The organism is Chryseobacterium edaphi (genome assembly GCF_025628985.1).
GTDB lineage: Bacteria > Bacteroidota > Bacteroidia > Flavobacteriales > Weeksellaceae > Chryseobacterium > Chryseobacterium edaphi.
The window spans coordinates 210,716-232,538 of the sequence record NZ_JAOTEM010000004.1 but is presented as its reverse complement, the minus strand read 5'-3'; the positions used below and the strand labels follow the sequence as shown (position 1 = coordinate 232,538).

The following is a 21,823-nucleotide window of genomic DNA, read 5'->3' as shown; positions in this document are numbered from 1 at the left end:
TTTAATATGTAATAATGAATAGTAATTTTACAATTTCAATGCAATATTCACTGTTTTCAATTTTGTTTATTGTGGCTTCATTTCTTTTAGCGTACAATTTTTGGTGGCGAATAGATTATAACTCCGCCGAATTTTTTATCCTTGTACTTGCTACAATGATATGTTGGATTGGAATAGGCTATTTAAGTACGTTAATTGCTGGCAAGATAATTTTTAAAACTCTGCAGGAAGTTGGTTTTGTCTCACCGTTCAAATTAATTAGCAGTGGTTTTTTCTATGAAACAAAAGGAATTGAAATAGCAAAGAAATTTAAAACGATGTTTTCAGCGTTCGCTTTCCCTGTGCTTATGATACTCATTTTTTTGTTTTATCAAATTGTAAATTTTATTGAAAAAACAGATTTGGCTTATTATGGTGTTGAAAAAATGGCAAAAATTGAAAAAATCTCCTATTTTAAAGGTGTGAAAAGAGGACATATAACATTTGAATTTGGAAATTATAAGATAAAAAAAATTGTTTATCTGAGCGATACTCTTAAAAATGTTGGAGATTATGAAGCAATAGTTTTTTCGTCAAGAAATCCCTATATAGTTGAAAATCTATCAGAATATAAATAAAATTCGAATCATGGAAAACATCATACAAATATTAAAATCCGGTGGCACCATCCTTTATCCAACAGACACAATCTGGGGAATCGGTTGTGATGCTACAAATATAGACGCCATCAACAAAATTTTTGATATCAAGAAGCGTGAAAAAAATAAGTCGATGATCATTTTGGTGGAAACTGAAAAAAGATTGCAGGATTTGGTTGACGTTCCGGAAATGGCTTGGGAAATCATGGATTTGAGCGAAAAGCCTGTAACTTTAGTTTACCAAAATCCAAAAGGTTTGCCGAAAGAATTGCTTGCTGAAGATGGAAGCATCGGAATTCGCTTGGTAAAGAACGATTTCTGTAAAAAGCTGATTACAAAACTTAACAAACCTTTGGTTTCAACTTCAGCGAACTTCAGTGGTGATAAAAGCCCGCTGAAATTCTCAGATATTTCGAAAGAAATAATTGATTTGGTTGATTTTGCAGTGGAAGAAGATCGTGAAAAAGTCTCTCAATATTCAGGTTCATCAGTCATAAAAATCTGGAGTGATAACAGAATAAAGGTTTTAAGAGAATAGTTTTTGTCCCGCAGATCTCACAGATTTTCACGGATTTTTTAGAATGGCAAATTGAAAATCTTTGATTTTCAAACTTATGTGTTCTTCTTTTTAAACATATTTTAACTCAAACTCATGTGACTCATGTGTTAAGAATCTTTTGCGACTTTTTACTTTGTCGAATCTTCGATTTGTGGTTAATATAATCTTTTAATGTAAATATCTATCTTTGCAAAATTATTGACCATTAAGAAGTTGGAAATTTAGTTCTAAACTTTAAATCTTATGTCTTAGTGGTTTTCAATTAGATCAGGATTCAATTATCAAGTGATTGTAAATCTAATATCTAACATCTAATATCTAACATCTTTTAAAAAATGTTCATCAATCTTAATCAAAATAAAAATCTTAAACTTTTCAAAATAATTTCTGAGGTCGCATCAGCAAACAATCAATCAGTGTACATTGTTGGGGGATTTGTGCGGGATCTTCTGATGAAAAGAGAAGCTTCTACAGATATTGATTTTGTGACCGAACAAAGCGGAATCGAACTTGCCCAAAACGTAGGAAAAGAAATCGATCCTAAAATGAAAGTTTCTATTTTTAAAACTTACGGAACGGCAATGATCAGATATAAAGATCTTGAGCTGGAATTTGTAGGTGCAAGAAAAGAAAGCTATACCGAAGACAGCAGAAAACCTGAGGTGGAAGGTGGAACAATTGAAGACGACCAGAAAAGAAGAGATTTTACCATTAACGCAATGGCAATTTCTTTAAATAAAGACAATTTCGGAGAATTGATCGATCCTTTTGATGGAATTGGAGACTTGGAAAAAGGTATTTTAAGAACACCTCTAGAACCTGCGCAAACCTATTCCGACGATCCGTTGAGAATGATGAGAGCAGTCCGTTTTGCTTCAACTTTAAATTTTAAAATAGAAGAAAATTCCTTAAATGCAATCAGGCAGGAAGCAGAAAGAATCAAAATTGTTTCGATGGAAAGAATCATGGTAGAATTTAATAAAATCATGCTTTCAAAAAAACCTTCTGTCGGACTTCAATTAATGGAAGAAACAGGTTTAATGAAACTGATTATTCCTGAGTTGATCGAACTGAAAGGTGTAGAAGAAGTGGAAGGACAAACCCATAAAGATAATTTTTACCATACTTTAGAAGTAGTTGACAATATTTCTGAAAACACAGATAATCTTTGGCTGCGTTGGTCTGCGTTGCTTCACGATATCGGAAAAGCTCCTACCAAAAAGTTCGTTGAAGGAACAGGCTGGACTTTCCATGGACACGAGTTTTTAGGTTCAAAAATGGTAAAAACATTGTTTCATAAACTGAAATTACCTCTGAATTCTGATATGAAATATGTTCAGAAAATGGTAAAACTTTCTTCACGACCGATCGCTTTGATTACTGATGATGCTTCAGATTCGGCATTGCGAAGATTACTTTTTGATGCAGGAGAAGATATGGAAGATCTTTTTACACTTTGTAAAGCCGATATAACAACGAAAAATTCAAGAAAACAGGAGAAATTTAAAAAGAATTTTGAATATGTTGCTGTTAAAATAAAAGAAGTTGAAGAAAAAGATCAGGTGAGAAATTTCCAACCGCCAATTTCCGGAGAAGAGATTATGGAAATGTTTAATATAAAGCCCGGAAGAGAAATTGGAATTTTAAAGGAGAAAGTAAAAGAAGCAATTCTGGAAGGTGAAATCGCCAATGAAAAAGAAGAAGCGAGAAGTTTTGTGATCGTTGAGGCTGAGAAATTGGGATTAACTTTATAAATTTTAAGTATAAGAATTAAAAATCCGGCAATTTCTACAGAAGTTGCCGGATTTTTTTGCCTAAAATTTATATTTTATTGAAAGAGAATGATTAATTTTTATAAAAACCATTTGTACCAATTCCGGTAGTAAGAGTTTTTAATAAAGTTCCTCCATTTACGCTGTAAATATTCACTTTGCTGTCTCCCGTGAAACTTGCATCAGAAGTGTAAATCTTTCCGTCAATAACATTAAACCCGTACAAATTCCCAGTTGTTGTAACAATAGGAGTTGTTGGAGTTGTAGTTGAAGTCAAATCCATCGCATAGATTTTATTGCTGCTGTCATTAAAATAGAATCTGTTGGCATCGATTCTCAATTTCTGAGCCTGGCCAAGAGTAAGTGTAGTTGTAGTAAACGTTCCTGCTGTAGTGTTCACTTTGTAAATGTATGAAGCCGTATTGCTTGAAGCAAGCACGTACGCATCACCGTTGTAAGAGATCAAATCTCTGATGATTCCGTTGCTTGGAAGTGTCAATGTTGTTGCAACAGCATTTGTTGAAGGATTTACGATTGTCAAAGAATAACCAGTAGGAAGTTCACCGTAAGGAGCAACTGTCTGATAAGTAATTCCGTCTGTTTGTACTACAATTTTACCGTTGGCTTCTACTACTTTTTCAGCACTTCTTGGGAAATTAATGCTTGTTACAAAAGCGTTTGTAGAAGTATTGTAAATATTTAATTTCATTACATTAAAGAAATTATTATTCGTTACAAAATATTGAGATCCTGAAAATGCAATATATCTAGGATTGTCAAGATTAGCCGTTACTGTAGTTTGTTTTTTGAAATTATAACGGTTTACAATGTCGATTTTGTTAGGAACATTTGATACTAAATAAGCGTTTTCTCCAGTGAATCCTATTGACTGCAAAACATTTCCTAAATTTTCATTATTGTTGGTTTTGTAGATTTTGTTTTCAAAAATTGAAAGATCATTACTCACGAAAGAAACTTCTGAGGTAGGAGTTGAAAATCCACCTTCATTAGCGATAAATATTCCGTTTTCATAAGCTTCGGCTTTGGTAGGTTCCACAAAGTCATCATCGCTACACGCTACGTTGAAAAGTAGAGCAGATGCAAATAAAAATGGTAAAATTTTCTTGAAATTCATATTGTATAGTTTAAAAATTTATATTAAAATTGATACTGTAGTTTCTTTTTGGCAAAGGATAATAAGCCATTGTTTCATAGATTTCGTCAAAAATATTATTGACCTTAAATCCTACAGTGTATTTTTTTAAAAGTGTTGCGGAAATTCCTGCATTCATGACAAAATAAGATTGCAAAGCGTCAGATTTTTTTTCATTACTATCGGTATAAGTCAGTCCGTTGAACATTCCCTGAGCATAAACTCTGAGAAAACGATAATTATAATCTACATTTCCAAAAATTTTGTGAAGAGGAACATACATCAATTGCTTGTTGATTTGTAAATCTTTCGATTTTGTGAAAATATATCCTGCGTTCAGTTTTATATCATGCTCATTGATTTGTTTTCGGTAAGTCAATTGAGATTCCAATCCATAAGATTCAACCTGATTGGTATTAAACGGCGCCCAATAACCCATCGGAGTGCTCATCCATCGCAACATATCTTTTATCCTGATGTAATATGAAGTCAAGGTCAGTTTAAAATCTCCAACTTTAAATTCGTGATCCATATCCGTTTGAATGGAAGTTTCAGGTTTCAGATCAAGGTTTCCTCCCGGTTGCCAATACAAATCATTGAACGATGGAAATCTGAAATTTTTCGAGAAATTTAAATTCAATTGATACCAGTTCGCCGCTTTCCATTTTCCTGAAAACGAATATAAAACCGGAGAATCAAATCCTTCCACAAAATCTTTCTTAATTCCGGCTTCGAAACTAAGCTTTGATGAGGTTATATATCTTAACAAACCTGCAATTGAAGCCACATTTCTGCTGACTTCTTCGATTCCTGAAGTTCCGATTCCTTCACCTTTATTTTGCTGAAATTCTCCAATGATATTCACATTCCATTTTGGATTGATAAAATAATTGAAGTCATTTTTTACAATATAATTTTTCCCCAAACCTCCGCTTGTACTCGGTTGGTTTAAATTAGCAAAATATTGGAAGTTTTCTTCAGTATATGCAGCTTTCAGAATATTGTTAAACTTAGATTTTTTCCAATCCCAGGAAAGTAAACTTCTGAAATTCTGAGTTTCATATCTTGTCGGAGTCTGACTTTCAAAAAACACTGGATAATGCTGATTACCGTCAAAAGTTTCCGAGATCCAGGAAATCTGATGAAAAGGAGCAATTTTATAAGCTGCCGCAAAATTAAAGTTCGTATTGTAGTATTTTCCGTTTCTGTTGATATAATTTCTTGATTCCGGAACTTCGTATTCATTTTGACTTATTGAATGACTTCCCGAAGCTTTAAAACTAAATTTTTCATTGCTGTAAGAAGCTTTCAGGAAATTATTAAACGTTCCGAATGAAGCAATTTCAGAATTAAATGATCCTTTAAAACCTTGATTAAAGTTCAACTCATTATTCAAATGAATACTTCCGCCAATTGCACCGCTTCCGTAGATCACACTTCCGCCACCGGATTTTACTTCCATTTGATCATAACCGAAAAGAGCAATATTATTAACGTCTCCCTGTCCTAAAAACTGAGAATTGATATTGATTCCGTTCCACACAAAAGCTGTTTGCTGCGCTGTTGTTCCTCTGAAAGATGGAGAAGAAACTGCACCACGACCATTTTCTTTAATGTAAACCGGTGATTGAAAACGTAAAACTTCAGAAAGATTGGATGAGTTTTTTTGAATATCTGCAGGAGTCAAGGTTGTAATCTTATGAAAAAGTTTTACCTTATTCATTTGATTATCAAAAATATAAACCGTGTCAATCGTTTTCTCCTGACAAAAGTACAGAGATAGATTGCATACGACAAAAGCGAAGACTAAAGATCTTTTTATATCCATAATTTTTATGCTTTTCCTCCGAAAGCAATCAATTTAAAAATGTTAAAATCTGGCAGGTCTCCTGACTTTCGCTTTTCTACACCTTCCCGCGTTGGCAGTGGCTTTCTTGTAGAAAATGTTGATACGATTTACAGTTGCGGGGACAGCTTGGGATTTTCGCCCAATTCCCTATTAATTCCAATACCTTGGAAACCAAAATTTTTGCAAATATAGGTTTTTAAAAAGAATTATGAATTTAAATTAATATTCTTAGATTGAATAAACTTTGTTTTTTTCAACATTAAGAATTTATGATGAAAAGTTAATTAAGAAAATGCTTCATGCTGTTCTTTAAAGAATCGATAAATTGATTTTGATTAAGATTTTTAAGCGTCATCATTTAAATTTAATCTTAAAATTCAGCGATGTAATTTATCTGTGAAAATCTGCGAAATCTGTGGGAATAATGTTACAAAAACGTCGCATCAAAATAAAAAGGCAGCAGATCTTTAATAGAATTCACTTTAAAGACTTCTTCATTTAAATTTGAAAAATAAACCTCAATATTGTCATTCTGTTTCGTTTCGTATTCCATTAAACTCTGTCTGCAAGCTCCACAAGGAGGAATAGGCGGAGTTTTTTCTGAGAATTCTCTAGGTCCTCCAATGATAAATATTTTGTTGATTTTCTCATTCGGAAAATTTGCACCAATCCAGAACAGAGCCGTTCTTTCAGCACAAAGTCCGGAAGGAAAAGCTGCATTTTCCTGATTGTTTCCTGAATAAATTTCACCGTTTTCCAGTAAAATTGCACATCCTACCAAAAAATTGGAGTAAGGCGCATACGCATTTTCACGCGCTGCTTTTGCTCTTTCAAAAAGCTTTTTTTCAATATCATTCAGTTCGCTGCTGCTTTTGAAATGCTCGTATCCGATGTGTATATCTTTTTTCATTTTTGTGACCGTAAAAAGGGCGATAAAAGTAATCCTTTTTATGGAAGCTGGCAATATCTTTGTTACGATACTAAATTTGTAATTTTAAACCTTTAAAAATAAAATTCAATGTTATATACTCCGATAAAATTTAGAAATGTAGAACTGAAAAACCGTTGGGTAATGTCACCGATGTGTATGTATTCTTGTGAAAATGGTTTGGCTAATGATTTCCATTATGTACATTACGGAAGTCGTGCTCAAGGCGGAACAGGTTTAGTTATGGTAGAAGCTACAGGAGTTGAACCTCGTGGAAGAATCACCAATCATTGCATGGGAATCTGGAATGACGAACAAGCCGCAAAACTTCAGAAAATTGTTGAATTCGTCCATAAAAATTCAGATTCAAAAATAGGAATTCAGATTGCTCATGCTGGAAGAAAAGGCTCTACTTGGGAAAATAAGCAGATCTCTTTGGAAGAAGGTTGGGAGACGATCGCTCCAAGTCCGATTCCTTATCATCCGTCTGAAAGAATTCCGCATGAATTATCGGTGGAAGAAATTAAAGAATTAGTTCAAAATTTCAAAGACGCAGCAAAAAGAGCGGTAAATGCAGGTTTTGATGTCATTGAAATTCATGGTGCACATGGATATTTAGTTCACCAGTTTTTATCGCCGCTTTCAAATGTAAGAAGCGATGAATATGGAGGAAGTTTTGAAAATAGAAGCAGATTTTTATTGGAAATTGTAGATGCTGTGAATGAAGAATTAAGTGAAAATGTTGCGTTATTTGTAAGAATTTCCGGAACAGAATATGCTGAAGACGGCTGGAACGTAAATGACAGTGTAGAATTGGCTAAAATTCTTAAAAATCATTCGGTAGATTTAATAGATGTTTCTAGTGGCGGAAATATTCACGGAGCAAAAATTTCTGTTTTTGACGGTTACCAGGTTCCGTTTTCTTCGCAGGTGAGAAATGAAGCAGATGTAAAAACCGGAGCAGTAGGTTTGATTACTAAAGTTGAGCAGGCTGAAGAAATTTTGCAGAAAGGCAATGCTGATTTGATTTTTGTAGCAAGAGAAATTTTGAGAAATCCATACATTGCCGTTCAGGGATCGTTTGAAATGAAAGAAGATAGTTTTTTTCCGCATCAATACCTTAGAGCGAAAATTTCTTCCTAAATTTAGCATCATCAAAATCATTAAAATAAAATATGAAGATTGAAGACTTTATGCTGCCCTGTCCGAGTAAAAAATTCCTGGGAATAGAATGTTTCGGATGTGGAACTCAAAGAGCACTGGTTTTGGTTTTTCAGGGCAGATTTGCAGATGCATTTCAGATGTTTCCTGCAATTTATACCCTACTATTATTTTTAGGTTTTGTAGCTTTAAATTTTATTGACAAAAAAAGAAATTACGGACAGGTGTTGATATTTTTAGCAATTGTTAACTCACTAATCATGGTATTTTCTTATTTTTATAAACATTTTTTAATCACATAAACTAAACTTTTAAAAAAATCAAATTATGAATCAGCAAAAATTACCTAACGCTACGGCGGTACTTGTTTTGGGAATTGTTTCTATTGTAAGCTGTTGTTGTTACGGTGTTCCGGGAATAATCACCGGTATTATCGGACTTGTTCTTTATAAGAAAGATAATGCCTTATATCAACAAAATCCTACATTATATTCAGATTATAACAATCTGAAGACAGGGAGAATTCTTAGTATTATAGGGATTATATTAAGTATATTGACCATATTTTATTTAATATTCGTAATCTCTTACATTGGTTGGGACGCACTATCAGATCCTGAATTGATGCAGGAACGAATGAAAGATTTGCAAAATCATTAATAAAATAAATAGTAACAGTAAAACCGCAGCAATGCGGTTTTTTTTGTTAAAGAAATAATTAGTATTCCCAATTGATCTTAAATTCTATTAAAATTTTCAAAATATGGTGAATTTAAAATGAAATAAAATCTTTAAAAGTGCTTGCTATAAAGCGTTTTATACTGATTAAAGTGAGAGTAGTAGAATTACTACACAAAATCGTAGTTCTACTACAAAATGTGAATTAAAGCTGTCAAAACTTTTTGTTAGAGATCTTTGGCTCTATCTTCGCTATAGATAAAACATCAAATCACAAAATATTAACTGTTTAAAATTTACAAAATCATGGCAGACAATTCAAGAGGAATCTTAAAATTCAACGGAAGCGAAGGACAAAAATTATTAAAGCTGAATTACAGTGTATCAAGATCTACAGATGTTTCGGGACGTGTAGCTTCAGATCCTTCCAACGCAATCATTAAGCTGACAATTGAGGCTACAGAGAAATCTGAAATCTTGGAAAGTTTGTTGAATGGTAAATACAAACCAACTTCGGGTGAGATCACTTTCAACAAATCTCACGAAGAAGGAACTTTGATCACATTAAACTGGGAAAACGGTTATGTCATTCAACACGAAGTTGATTTTGACGCAGTAGACCAAAATTCTATGTTGATCAGCTTTATTGTAAGCGCAGAAAAAATTAATTACGGAAATGCAGCTTACGAAGGTGTTTGGCCAGGAGCTTAATTACATCAATTAGTTAAATTAAAACTTTATAAAATAGCTTGCTCTTTAAAAAAAGCAGGCTATTTTTATATCTAGTCAAATAAATTTCACTTAGAATATTTAAATATGAAAAAACTAATCTTTACATTGATCATTATTGCTGTTTCATTCGTAACCTCAGCAAATGCACAGACAAATTCCCTTGCAAAATCAACTTGGCAAGTTGAAAAAATAAATAGTGACGGAAGTGTGTTCTTCAAAAAAGCAAAAACAATTAAATTCCCGGCAGAACAACCTAAAATTAATTTCCTTCAGTTTGAGTCAGACAAAAATTATCACACCGGAAATACGTGTTTTCACATGATGGGAAAATATAGCGAATATGAAAATAATCAAGTAGAAATTTCGGAAGGAGCTGCAGATATGGTAGAAAATTGCGAAGAGCCAAAAACATTCAACGGCCTTTATAATTTTAAAATTGATAAAGATCGTCTGGAACTGATTCCGGTAAAAGAGTAAAATTTTAAGAGACAATTTATCTTTAAATTTTAAATCTCGACCCGAAATTCTCAGAAAAAAACATTCCTATTTTCTTATATTTGTTCATTATTCAAAATATGGACGCAACACAGGACAAAAGGCTTTTTCTCATTGATGCTTATGCAATGATTTTCAGAGGATATCATGCAATGTCAAAAAACCAGAGATATACCAGCTCCGGAATGGAGACAACAGCTATTTTTGGTTTTATGAATTCTCTGATTGAACTCATTAGAAAAGAAAAACCGACTCATTTAGCAGTAATTTTTGATGTTGGTCAGGCAAGTATTCGTACCAATGATTATGCTGATTATAAAGCTAATCGAAGTGAAACTCCTGAAGCGATTAAATTTGCCATTCCTTATATTCATCGTATTTTGGAAGCTATGCATGTTCCAAGTTTAGGTGTTGAAGGGTATGAAGCAGATGATGTGATAGGAACAATTGCCTGTAAAGCAGAAAAGGAGAATTACACGAGTTTTATAGTAAGTGGAGACAAAGATTTTGCTCAGTTGGTTACTGATAAAATTAAGCTATATAAACCTGGTTTCAGGGGTGGTGAAATTTCGATTCTAGGAGTAGAAGAAGTAAAGGCTAGATATGGAATTGAAGATCCGAAACAGGTGATCGATTTCTTAGCGATGATGGGAGACTCGTCTGATAATATTCCTGGCTTAGAGGGTGTTGGTGAAAAAACAGCCATGAAATTTCTGAAAGAATACGGAAGCATCGAAAATCTTTTAGCAAACACACATCAGTTAAAAGGAAAAATCAAAGAAAAAATAGAAGCATCCGCTGAGCGTGGAATTTTATCTAAAAAATTAGCAACCATTATTTGTGATGCTCCGGTAGAATTCCACCAGGAACAATACGATCTTGAAACTCCGGATTTTGAAAAAGTAAAAGAAATTTTTGACGAAATTGAATTCAGAAGACTGTACGAAAATTTGTATCGTGCATTTGCCCCAACTGAAACGGTCACTGTGAAAACCACAGTCATCGAAGCAGATGGCGCAATTCTAAGCGAAACCGAAGTGTCAAGTTCTGAAACTCCGCAGCAAAAAGTTGCAAGAAATGTTGGTCAGCTTGATCTTTTCGCAAGTTTTGAAGAACTCGATCAGGCAACTTCAACCAAAGAAACTATTGAGCAAAATGACCATTTGTATCAATTTGTTGATAATCCGAAAGCGCAGAAAATTTTAGTTCAAAATCTTTTAAAACAGAGAGCAGTCTGTTTTGATACCGAAACAACTTCGCTTAATGAATTGGAAGCCGAATTGGTTGGAATGAGTTTCTCTTACAAAAAGGGATTGGCATATTATGTTCCTCTTTCTGAAGATCAGGGCGAAGTTTTGCAGACTTTAGAGATTTTCAGACCATTTTTTGAAAAAGAAGATTTACTTAAAATTGCCCACAACTTAAAATACGATTACAAAGTTCTGAAGCAATACGATATGACTGTAAAAGGTGCCATGTTCGATACCATGATTGCCCATTACCTTCTAAATCCTGACGGAAGACACGGAATGGATTACCTTTCAGAAGTTTATTTAAATTACAAACCCGTTTCCATAGAAACCATTATTGGTAAAAAAGGGAAAAACCAGGGAAATTTCAGAGATGCAGATTTAAGAACGCAAACCGATTATGCTGCGGAAGATGCAGATGTAACTTTCCAGTTATATGAATTGTTTGCGCCTCAGTTGAAAAAAGAAAATCTCGAAGATCTTTTCTACAATATAGAAATGCCTCTTATGGAAGTTTTGGCCAAAATGGAACTCGAAGGAATTTCTTTAGATAAAAAATGGCTTGCTCAGGAAAGTATCGACCTTGAAAATGATTTAAGACAATTAGAATCCAAAATATTTGAAATTTCTGGTGAAGAATTTAATATGAATTCGCCACGGCAATTGGGAGATGTTTTATTTGATAAAATGCAGCTCGATCCAAAAGCCAAGAAAACAAAAACCGGACAGTATGCAACTTCCGAAGATGTTCTTCAGAAATTATCTTCCAAGCATGAGATCATTCAGCATATTTTAGAATACAGAACGTATCAAAAATTAAAATCAACTTACGTTGATGCATTGCCGTCGCAGATTGATAAAGATGATAATCGTGTGCATACCAATTTCTCTCAAACAACGGCTGCAACAGGTCGTTTGGCGAGTGTAAATCCGAATTTACAGAATATTCCGATTCGTACGTTAAGAGGTCAACAAATCCGGGGAGCATTTGTTTCTGCTGAAGGAAAGAAAATTATTTCTGCCGATTATTCTCAGATCGAATTGCGTCTGATCGCTGAAATTTCGGGTGAAGATAATATGATCAAAGCATTTCAGGACGGTGAAGACATTCACGCTTCTACGGCTGCAAAATTGTTTAATATTCCTTTGGAGGAAGTTTCAAAAACGCAGCGTGGACAGGCAAAAACCGTCAACTTTGGAATTCTTTATGGTCAAGGCGCTTTTGCTTTAGCCGAACAAACAGGTTTATCAAGATCTGAGGCCAAACAAATGATCGAAGCCTATTATGAAACTTATCCGAAGTTAAAAGCATATATGGCTGAACAAGTAAAAATAGCTCGTGAGCAGGGCTATGTTGAAACAATTTTAGGGAGAAAACGTCATCTAAAAGATATCAATTCCGGAAATTTTGTGGTTCGAGCTCACGCTGAAAGAAACGCAGTAAATGCTCCTATTCAGGGTAGTGCCGCAGATGTTGTAAAAATGGCGATGATTAAAATTCAGAAAGAACTGGAAAAAGAAAAACTGAAAACAAAAATGCTACTTCAGGTACATGACGAATTAATTTTCGAATCTCCGATTGATGAGGTAGAAGTGGCTACAAATATTATTAAAACCGAAATGGAAAATGCTATTGAAACGCAGGTTCCGTTATTGGTTGAGGTTGGAGTAGGGAAGAACTGGCTGGAAGCGCATTAGAATATATTGAAGACTTCTGCAATAATAATGCGGAAGTCTTTATTTTATATCTTTTTGTAGATACTTGTTTTTCTATCTCCTGATTTTTCAATTAAACCTAATTCAACTGCATTTTTTAAATCTCTACTTGCGGTTGCAGAAGAAATTTCTGAGAATTTTTTCATATAATCTTTTCTCGAAAATTCATCAATATTATTCTCTAAAAAAATTAAAATTCGGTCATTTATGGTAAGTTTTTTAATAGAATTAGCTAATAATTCAGAAAGAGATTCATCAATAATCCCCAACATATATTCTATAAATTTTGTCGAATGACCTTCTTTGTCAGATTGAGATAGCGCGTGATAATATTTTGTCTGATTGTTCGCTATAAGAGTTTCAAAAGGTAAAAACTCAAATATTGGAAATTCATTCATTAAGATTAATGTCTGCCAAAGTCTGCCCATCCTTCCGTTTCCATCCAAAAAAGGATGTATAAATTCCATCTCATAATGAAAAACACAACTCTTAATTAAACTCAATTCAGAATTTTCTTTTAAATAAGAAAAAAGATCTTTCATTAGATAACGAACATTTTCTGATGGAGGTGCAATATGTTCTATTTTTGAACCTTTCATTATTCCAACTCCTTTGGTTCTGTATTTTCCGGGATTTTCGATCAATCCTGTCATCAAAATTTTATGAGCTTTTAGGTAATCTTTTTCGCTGTAAAATTTCAATTGATTTATTTCCTGATAGATCTTTAATGCATTCAAGACCTCTGTAATATCTTTTTGAGGGCCTAAAACTTTTTTATTCTCTAAAATTGCCGTAATCTGATCTTCGGTAAGAGTGTTGCCTTCAATATTTAATGAGGAATGAATGGTTTTAATTTGGTTTTGTTTTCTTAATGTCGGATTATTTTTGATTAAGTAAGTAGCATTTACTTCTCCGATTTTCTGAGAAATATTTGAAATTAAATTTACAATTTGTGAAGTGATCTGATAAGGAGGTTTCATTGTGATACTATCATTTGATACTATCAAAGATAATGAAACTGATTAAGAATTTATATTTTATTTAATACTCAAATTCAATTCCGCCCATATAAACCAAAGAAAATTCATCATTTTCCACAGAAACAGGCTTTGGAATTTGTCCCTGACTTACAAATATCAAAGAGTTAATGTCAAATTTCAATTCAGATAAATTAATTTTATGCACCAGTTCTGGAAGCCATTGATCGGCGAATGAATATTCTGAAAAGTTTTCGTAGATGTTTTTGCTTAGATTTTCAAAACCATATTCAGCCAGATCGCCGTCAAACCAAACTGTATCTTGCGATTCTGCAAATTTTGAGATGTAATTGTCGTCATCTTCTTCATTCAGATAATAGTTCTCATCTTCCTCTACAAATTGTAAGAACTGCTCTTCCGAATTAAAATTCCCTACCCAAAAATCTAAAAACTGTGTATTCATGCCAAATTTTTTGAAGCGTCAAAGGTAAGATTAATAGTTTTTATATTAAAGTTTTCAATGATTTTACAAAAGTATAATTGTGCAGATCGTCCGTTCGAATGTTTTCAGAAGGAAAAATGTATCGAGAACTTGTTGCATCGTAAACAATTTTTGTTTTAGTCTCGCAGACTCTCGATACATTTTCTCTATTTCATTGCGAAAAAACACTAGAACAGACGAAAGTTTAATATATTTTAACCTAAACCTAAACCCTCAAAACTCCACGAAAAGCTCTCGCTGCATAATACGAATTGGCTCCATTGTGATAAACGAAAACTGTATCGTAACGTCTGTCGCAGAAAAGTGCGCCTCCCAAAGCTCTGATTTCTTTTGGGGTTTTGATCCAGCTTGATGTTTTCAGATCAAATTTTCCTAAAGTTTGTAAAAACCGATATTGTGTTTCATCAAGAATTTCTACACCCATTTCGGAAGCAACCGTAAGTATGTCGTTTTGCGGCTTGTTTTCTTTTCTTGAATCCAAAGCTTCACGGTCATAGCAGAAACTTCTTCTGTCTTTGGGGCTTTCTGCCGAACAGTCAAAAAATAAATATTCACCAGTTAGTTTATCATAATCTACCACATCGGGTTCGCCGCCGGAAATTTCCATTTCGTTGATTGACCAAAGTTTTGACGGATTGGCTTTCAGTTTTTCTTCAATTTTAGCCCAGTCCAAATCTTGGTGACGGTTTTTATTTTTTTCAAAACGCTGTTGAAGAACGTCAAGTAATTCTGTAGTTTCTTTTTCAGATAAATGTTTTTTTGATGCCATAGAAGTTCAGTTTTTAACTTAAAATTTAAGGAAAATAAATTAATCTGTCATTCGGAAGATCATATTCGTAAATCTTATCATTTTCAGGATCAATGTAAAGCCATTGAAAAGTGTTGATTTTATGTTCAGACTCTGTGTAAAATCCTAAAACATAGTAATCTTTATTCTCCCAGTTTCGCTTTTCTATGGAATATCCAAGATCTTCTTTATTCTTGATTGTTAATTTAATTAAATCTTTCTTCGAATTAGCAACATAATATTCTGCAAGCTGATAGAGATGATCACGATAACTCTCTGACAATTCATCTTCTTTCGACAAAAGATATTTGAGCTCTTTACCATATTCTTTTCTGAATTTTGAGACATTGCCGTCTTTGATCCTTTTTGCCGAAACAATCCATTGTGCATTTTCAGGAGTTTCTCCGTCTCCTGCGATATAAATAGAATCACTTTTCCATTCGATAGCGATGAGGTCACCTCTCAGAAAACTTCTGTCATTGTTTTGATCATTAACGAAAGTGATTTCTTCCTTTCCTTTTTTACCATTCAATTGAGAGTAATCGAAGTCGTCATTGTAAGAAATAAATTCAATCGTATCTTGTTTAATAGTATCTTTATTAGTCACAATTTTTTGGACAATTTCTTTCTCTGGATCGTCTGTAGATTGATTTTTGGTTTCAGTTGGAGTACATGAAAAACAAATAGTAAAAAGTAAAAACAAAATAATCACTCTCATATTTTTTAATTTGGAATTTAAAAATAACGAAATTTGAGGAAATGAAATTCGCAAATATTCTTAAAAACGATAAATTTTCTGTAAATAAGATACATTTTGATCACAAAAGGTTTAAATGTCAATTCTGATTTTAAGAAACTCTCTTTTCTTTCTCACTCTCCAAAATAGTTTTTTCTAAACGTGAAACTTGTGTTTTTTGTTGTTTAGCGCTCATAATCCAATGAATTGTTACTTTCTTATATGAAGGAGCTTGTCTTTCAAAAAATTCCCAGGCTTTTTTATTGGCTTTAAATTGCTTTTCGTACTCATCAGAAAGTTTGATATTTTCATTTTCGTGAGAATAGATTCTGGATTTACTATCTTTTCTAAGTCTAAAAGCTTCCAATCCTGCAGGTTGCATCAAACCCGCTTTAGTTAGATCTTCAACTTTCTGAATATTGATAGCGCTCCAAATACTTGTTGGTTTTCTAGGGGTAAAACGATTGCTGTAGCTTTCTTCATCAATTGATCTTCGAACACTATCAATCCAGCCAAAACACAAAGCCTGATCAACCGCTTCAGACCAAGTTATTGATTTTTTATTGTTTCCGATTTTGTAGAATCCAACAATGATTTCTGTTTCTGATTTGTGGTTTTTTTCGAGCCAGTTGCGAAAATCTTGTGGAGTGGAGAAAAATGTTGCGGTCATTACTATTATTTAAAGTTATCAGATTTATATTTTAACAATAAATTGATTTGAATTAAATGTAAGAAATGTTTAATTAACACTTAAAATAAATCATCATCATAGATTTATTATAAACAAATGTGGTAGGTCTTATTTTTTGATTCCTTACATTTGTAAGGCATTCAAATTTAAAAAAGAATGATAATGAATTTAGATATGATTGACAGAAGATATAAGGAAACGATTCATACAGACAAAAATAACTATAAATATACCACAGTCACCAACGACGAAAATAAAGTCAGAATTTACACTCTCAAAAACGGATTAAAAGTTTTTTTGGCTCAAAATTTTGACGCTCCAAGAATTCAGACTTTTATTCCTGTAAGAACGGGAAGTAATAACGATCCTTCTGATAATACAGGTTTAGCGCATTATCTTGAGCATATGATGTTCAAAGGAACTTCTAAAATCGGGACTCAAAACTGGGAAAAAGAGAAGGCTTTACTTGACCAAATCTCAGACTTGTACGAGCAGCATAAAGCGGAACAGGATTCTGAAAAGAAGAAGGAGATTTATAAAAAGATTGATGAAGTTTCTCAGGAAGCCAGCCAGTTTGCGATTGCCAACGAATATGATAAGATCATTTCGTCTCTTGGAGCAAGCGGAACCAATGCTCATACTTGGTTTGACGAAACAGTTTACAAAAACAATATTCCGAATAACGAACTCGAAAAATGGCTGAAAGTTGAGAAAGAACGATTTTCAGAAATGGTTCTTAGACTTTTTCATACAGAGTTAGAATCGGTTTACGAAGAATTCAATCGTGCGCAGGATAACGATTCCCGTTTGGTGAATGATTCTTTGATGGAAGCACTTTTCCCGACACATCCGAATGGTCAGCAAACCACTTTAGGGAAGCCTGAACATTTGAAAAACCCTTCGATGAAGGCGATTCATAAATATTTTGACGAATATTATGTTCCCAATAATTATGCGATGGTTTTGGTAGGTGATTTAGATTTTGAAGAAACAGTAAAACTTGTTGATCAATATTTTGGATCAATTCCGTATAAAGAATTACCGAAAAAAGAAGCGATTATAGAAGAACCAATCACCGAAATTGTTGAAAGAACAGTTTTCAGTCCCACAACACCGAGAGTTCAGTTGGCATGGAGAACTGACAGTTATGGTTCAAAAGAAGCGATCCTTGCAGATGTGGTTGCCAATATTTTAAGCAACAGAGGAGAAGCAGGTTTGCTGGATTTAAATATCAATCAGACTCAAAAAATGCTTTGGGCACAAGCGTATTCTTTAGGATTGAAAAATTACGGATTCTTTTCAATGGTCGCTGTTCCAAAGGAAAATCAGACATTGGCTGAAGCTGCAGAGATGGTTTTGGAGCAGATCGAATTGGTGAAAAAAGGAGATTTTCCTGATTGGATGCTTCCGGCAATTATCAATGATTTCAAACTTCAGAGAATGAAAGCTTTGGAAACTGCAGGAGGTTTGGCTAATAATCTTTATGATACTTACATCAAAGGCAGAACCTGGGAACAGGAACTGAATGAAATGGATGAATATGCAGAAATTACCAGAGAAGAAGTTATTTCTTTTGCAAACGATTTCTTTAAAGATAATTATGTGATTATCAAAAAAGAAAAAGGTATTAATGATAAATTGCTTAGAGTTGAAAATCCAGGAATTACTGCAATCAAAATCAACAGAGATGCTCAATCTGAGTTTTTGAAGGAAATCGTGAATCAAAAGACGGAAGATATTCAGCCTGAATTTATCGATTATCAGAAAGAAATAACAACTGATGTCGTTAAAGACAAAAAAATAAGTTTCGTTAAAAATAAATACAATGAAATTGCTCAGGTTCATTTTATTTTTCCTTTCGGAAGTGATCATGACCGCGAACTGGGAATTTCTACGCAGATTTTACAATATCTCGGAACCGATCAATTTTCACCAGAAGATTTGAAGAAAGAATTCTTTAAAATTGGAATAACCAACGATTTTAAAACAACTTCAGACCAGCTTCAGATTTCATTGAGCGGACTGGAAGAAAATTTAGATCAAGGAATCGGGTTGCTGCAACATTGGATGAAAAATGTACAACCCGATCAGGAAATTTACAGTCAGTTTGTAGAAACGATTCTGGAAAACCGAGAAGCGGTAAAAAAGGATAAAAACCGGATTATGAATGCTTTGACGAATTATACAAAGTTCGGAAAAGGTTCGAGGTTTTTAGATTTTCTGTCAAAAGATGATCTTCAAAATGCGAAAGTAGAAGAGTTTACAGAGCGTATCAAGAATTTATTTAAATTCCAGTATCAGATATTTTTCTACGGAAAAGATTTTGAGAAATTTAAAAACGAAATCGAAAACTTTATTGAAACTCAAAGCCGAACAATTGCTGATCCGAAGATTTATCCAGAACCGGAAACCGTAGGAAATGTCTATTTCACCAACTATGATATGGTGCAGATGGAAATGAGCAAAATAGGAAAAGGACACAACGTCAACACAGAAAACTTTGGTAAAATCAATGTTTTTAATGAATATTTCGGGCGTGGTTTGTCATCAATTGTCTTTCAGGAGATTCGTGAGAGCAAAAGTTTAGCATATTCTGCCTACGTTTCTTATTCGCCGAATGCAGAAATCGGACATCCTGATTACGTTACAACGTACATCGGAACTCAACCTGATAAATTACAAATTGCAGTTGATACGATGACTGAACTGATGGATGAACTTCCGGAAGTGACCACTCAGTTTGAAAATGCAAAAAACGCAGCTTTAAAACAGATCGCCTCAACAAGAATTACAAGAACGAATATATTTTTCAATACTTTAAGACTGCAAAAACTGGGAATCACCCACGATTTCAGAAAAGATATTTATAGTCAGATTGAAAGTCTGAGTTTTGATGAAATCAGACAGTTTTATCAGACAGAAATAAAACCAATTCAATTCAACGCAGCGATTATTGGGAAAAAAGAAAACCTGAATCTGGAAGCTGTGGAACAGATGGGAAGTTTTAAAGAACTTGATTTGGAAGAGATTTTTGGATATTAAATATTTTTACTCTCTCAGATTTAAAAGATCAAACAGATTTATTTTAAAGTAATCTGCAAAATCAGCTCGATCTGCGAGAGTAAAATTTTATTATGTCATCAAACAATCGCCATCACCATCCTGAAAATCTGGATTAAAATCTTTCGGAAGACGATCTAAAAGGTTTTGATGAAACATATATCTTCTTTCGATTTTTCGCTGATGGATGTTGGGAAAAGACAAATTTGAATCAATTTTTTCGTTCAGTTCCCATTGATAGCTTGTCATCATTTTTACCTGATGCTCAACAACGAAATAACTTAAAAATTCAATGAATTGTGTGAGATCTGAATTTGAAAATAAATAAGGGATCTTCAAATGACCGTCTCTTACTGCCAATAGTGAACAGGTCATCAGATTCTTATTATCGCAGTACACTTTCACCCAAAAGTATTTGAAATTCTGAGAATAGCTTGAAAATAAGTAATTTTTATCTACTGTTTCACCTTTCAAAATCCAGGGATTTTCAATTGCCCAATTGATTTCTTCAGCAGTCCGATTGCTTTTAAATTCTGAAATGAAATCTGCACTTTCACCATCTATTTTGTCAAGAACTTCAAAAGGAAAACGAGGTTGTTTTACAAAGCTGTTTTTAATAGATATAAAAAAGTTGGCAACAGAGTCTGCAATTTTAAAAACAGGTTTAAAAGGTTTTGTATTCTCTTTTTTCGAAGGAATAATAGTTTCGAGATCTGTTCTAAAATAATATCTCTTTCCCTGTTTTGGCTTGATATATTTAAAAACACCAATTTTGTTATATAAACTTTCTGCTTCTTTTGTAAATTCGGTTATTGCTATGTTTCCACTATATTCGTCAAAAGCTCTGTTGAGTAAAGTTTGAGCGATTCTCTTTCCGCGAAATTGATCACTTATGAAAAGTGTACTCAACCAGGCGTAATGAAGTGCTTTTCCGTCAATTAGAAATTCATCAGGAAGACAACCGATGTATCCCGCTAACTGATCATCATCAAAAGCTAAAATCAGTAAAGTCTGCTCATCATTTGCTTTTGGATTTGTGATGTGCGATTTTGCCCGATGTTCTGTGATCGGAAGAAAATCATATTGTTGAAACTCTCCCGATGAAACAAAATTTTCAAGCTGTTTTTTATTTAAAGTTTTAAGATGGATCATTTCCTGATGATTGTATTTTTATTCAGAAGTTTTTTCAATTTAAAGTAACCAATCTCGCTCCTTAAAGTTTGAGAAGCACTTCCGCCGGTTTCCATTGGAATTCTCTGGAGGTTTTTACTAAAACTGTCAACTTTAATACCTGCACAACCAAAACTGTACGATAGTGGTTCATTTTTAAATAAACTTTCAAAAAAATCATTTTTTACACCAAAATCGGTAAAGGGAAATGCAAAACTGTCGGCTAAAAAATTATTTTCTTTGATGTAGTTTAAACTTTTTATTGTGTTTTCAAGCTGCTCTTCAAGTGCTAATTCCCAATACAGAGGATGATCCCAACTGTGCGCCGAAATCCCGAAACCTCTTGCTGTAAGATTTTTAAGCTGATCAAAATCAAGATATGGTTTTTGTTTTTTTAGATATAAACTAAAATCAATTTCCAGTTCTTCTGCGATCTGATCAAGCTGACTTTTATTTCTGTAATTAATTTTTGAAACTTCTTCGATCTTTATATTATTGTTTGTTGTTCCAGAATTTCTGATTTTGTCAATGATCAAACTTTCCTTAGATCTGAACATCAAATCTTTATTATTGATAAAAGCAGGATTGATAAAATTGATTGCATAAATTCCTTTTCTCTCTAAAATCGGAGCTACTACATCATAAAATTCCCTGAAACCATCATCAAAGGTGAGGAGTGCAATTTTTTTCTTGACTTTAAAATTTCCTTTAAAGAAATCTTTAAATTCATCCCAGTTCACAAACTGAAAATATCTCGAAAAATAATCTAAATCATTCTCAAACTGCCTTACATTTTTATATTTAATAATATGACTGAGATGTGGAAGATTTTCATCAGAAACACAGTGATAAACGGGCAAACAGTAATTTAGAGGAAATGATTTTTCAATATTTTCCTTTTCAAATGTCGCTAAAAAATTAATCAGTTTCTGTTTCATAACGAAAAAAGAATCTATTCAAATAACTCGA

Annotated in this window: 20 protein-coding genes and 1 riboswitch; of the genes, 10 read left to right on the top strand and 10 right to left on the bottom strand. The window is 33.3% G+C overall.

Annotated features, from left to right (window positions below):
* Window positions 1-14 precede the first annotated feature (14 nt).
* The 3 genes from NZ698_RS15495 to NZ698_RS15485 all read left to right on the top strand — a co-directional run bounded on the left by NZ698_RS15495 (window position 15) and on the right by NZ698_RS15485 (window position 2,951).
* Window positions 15-617 (top strand): hypothetical protein, encoded by a 603-nt coding sequence (locus tag NZ698_RS15495; protein WP_263004106.1) that lies wholly within the window; start codon window positions 15-17, stop codon window positions 615-617.
* 10 nt (window positions 618-627) lie between these two features.
* On the top strand, window positions 628-1,176 hold the full coding sequence (locus NZ698_RS15490; protein WP_263004105.1) for an L-threonylcarbamoyladenylate synthase: 549 nt from the start codon (window positions 628-630) through the stop codon (window positions 1,174-1,176).
* A 356-nt stretch (window positions 1,177-1,532) separates the two neighbouring features.
* Window positions 1,533-2,951, top strand: coding sequence for a CCA tRNA nucleotidyltransferase (locus tag NZ698_RS15485; RefSeq protein WP_263004104.1), 1,419 nt, complete (start codon window positions 1,533-1,535; stop codon window positions 2,949-2,951).
* A 91-nt stretch (window positions 2,952-3,042) separates the two neighbouring features.
* On the opposite strand, the gene NZ698_RS15480 is transcribed toward NZ698_RS15485, so the two are convergent.
* The 3 genes from NZ698_RS15480 to cdd form a co-directional block, all read right to left on the bottom strand.
* On the bottom strand, window positions 3,043-4,104 hold the full coding sequence (locus tag NZ698_RS15480) for a DUF5074 domain-containing protein (RefSeq protein WP_263004103.1): 1,062 nt from the start codon (window positions 4,102-4,104) through the stop codon (window positions 3,043-3,045).
* 10 nt (window positions 4,105-4,114) lie between these two features.
* Entirely contained in the window at window positions 4,115-5,950 is a 1,836-nt protein-coding gene (locus NZ698_RS15475; protein ID WP_263004102.1) for a TonB-dependent receptor plug domain-containing protein, read from the bottom strand.
* 34 nt (window positions 5,951-5,984) lie between these two features.
* A riboswitch (cobalamin riboswitch) is annotated at window positions 5,985-6,162 on the bottom strand.
* Window positions 6,163-6,398: 236 nt separating this feature from the next.
* A complete protein-coding gene (cdd, locus tag NZ698_RS15470; protein WP_263004101.1) occupies window positions 6,399-6,881 on the bottom strand; it encodes a cytidine deaminase in 483 nt (160 codons plus the stop codon).
* A gap of 108 nt (window positions 6,882-6,989) precedes the next feature.
* On the opposite strand from cdd, the gene namA reads away from it, so the two are divergent.
* The 6 genes from namA to polA all read left to right on the top strand — a co-directional run bounded on the left by namA (window position 6,990) and on the right by polA (window position 12,913).
* Window positions 6,990-8,042, top strand: a complete 1,053-nt coding sequence (gene namA / locus NZ698_RS15465; RefSeq protein WP_263004100.1) for an NADPH dehydrogenase NamA — start codon at window positions 6,990-6,992, stop codon at window positions 8,040-8,042.
* Between the two features lie 32 nt (window positions 8,043-8,074).
* A complete protein-coding gene (locus tag NZ698_RS15460) occupies window positions 8,075-8,362 on the top strand; it encodes a DUF2752 domain-containing protein (protein WP_263004099.1) in 288 nt (95 codons plus the stop codon).
* Between the two features lie 25 nt (window positions 8,363-8,387).
* Window positions 8,388-8,720: a CCC motif membrane protein gene (locus tag NZ698_RS15455; protein WP_263004098.1), complete on the top strand. Its 333-nt coding sequence runs from the start codon at window positions 8,388-8,390 to the stop codon at window positions 8,718-8,720.
* 324 nt (window positions 8,721-9,044) lie between these two features.
* Window positions 9,045-9,449, top strand: coding sequence for a type VI secretion system tube protein TssD (gene tssD / locus NZ698_RS15450; RefSeq protein WP_263004097.1), 405 nt, complete (start codon window positions 9,045-9,047; stop codon window positions 9,447-9,449).
* 105 nt (window positions 9,450-9,554) lie between these two features.
* Window positions 9,555-9,947, top strand: coding sequence for an META domain-containing protein (locus NZ698_RS15445; protein WP_263004096.1), 393 nt, complete (start codon window positions 9,555-9,557; stop codon window positions 9,945-9,947).
* Window positions 9,948-10,045: 98 nt separating this feature from the next.
* Window positions 10,046-12,913, top strand: coding sequence for a DNA polymerase I (gene polA / locus NZ698_RS15440; protein WP_263004095.1), 2,868 nt, complete (start codon window positions 10,046-10,048; stop codon window positions 12,911-12,913).
* 44 nt (window positions 12,914-12,957) lie between these two features.
* Here polA and NZ698_RS15435 read toward each other — a convergent pair whose 3' ends face one another.
* The 5 genes from NZ698_RS15435 to NZ698_RS15415 all read right to left on the bottom strand — a co-directional run bounded on the left by NZ698_RS15435 (window position 12,958) and on the right by NZ698_RS15415 (window position 16,603).
* Window positions 12,958-13,911, bottom strand: a complete 954-nt coding sequence (locus tag NZ698_RS15435) for a Fic family protein (protein WP_263004094.1) — start codon at window positions 13,909-13,911, stop codon at window positions 12,958-12,960.
* Between the two features lie 61 nt (window positions 13,912-13,972).
* Window positions 13,973-14,371, bottom strand: coding sequence for an immunity 22 family protein (locus NZ698_RS15430; RefSeq protein ID WP_263004093.1), 399 nt, complete (start codon window positions 14,369-14,371; stop codon window positions 13,973-13,975).
* Window positions 14,372-14,615: 244 nt separating this feature from the next.
* Complete coding sequence (locus NZ698_RS15425; RefSeq protein WP_263004092.1) at window positions 14,616-15,179, bottom strand: DUF4256 domain-containing protein; 564 nt, start codon at window positions 15,177-15,179, stop codon at window positions 14,616-14,618.
* A 25-nt stretch (window positions 15,180-15,204) separates the two neighbouring features.
* A complete protein-coding gene (locus NZ698_RS15420) occupies window positions 15,205-15,915 on the bottom strand; it encodes a hypothetical protein (RefSeq protein WP_263004091.1) in 711 nt (236 codons plus the stop codon).
* Window positions 15,916-16,045: 130 nt separating this feature from the next.
* A complete protein-coding gene (locus NZ698_RS15415) occupies window positions 16,046-16,603 on the bottom strand; it encodes a YdeI/OmpD-associated family protein (protein WP_263004090.1) in 558 nt (185 codons plus the stop codon).
* 183 nt (window positions 16,604-16,786) lie between these two features.
* Here NZ698_RS15415 and NZ698_RS15410 point away from each other — a divergent pair, with 183 nt between their 5' ends.
* Window positions 16,787-19,666, top strand: a complete 2,880-nt coding sequence (locus tag NZ698_RS15410) for a M16 family metallopeptidase (RefSeq protein WP_438265583.1) — start codon at window positions 16,787-16,789, stop codon at window positions 19,664-19,666.
* A gap of 90 nt (window positions 19,667-19,756) precedes the next feature.
* Here NZ698_RS15410 and NZ698_RS15405 read toward each other — a convergent pair whose 3' ends face one another.
* Window positions 19,757-20,836, bottom strand: coding sequence for a GNAT family N-acetyltransferase (locus NZ698_RS15405; protein ID WP_263004089.1), 1,080 nt, complete (start codon window positions 20,834-20,836; stop codon window positions 19,757-19,759).
* Window positions 20,833-21,792, bottom strand: a complete 960-nt coding sequence (locus NZ698_RS15400) for a polysaccharide deacetylase family protein (RefSeq protein ID WP_263004088.1) — start codon at window positions 21,790-21,792, stop codon at window positions 20,833-20,835. The genes NZ698_RS15405 and NZ698_RS15400 overlap by 4 nt, the downstream gene beginning before the upstream one ends.
* Window positions 21,793-21,823: the final 31 nt, after the last annotated feature.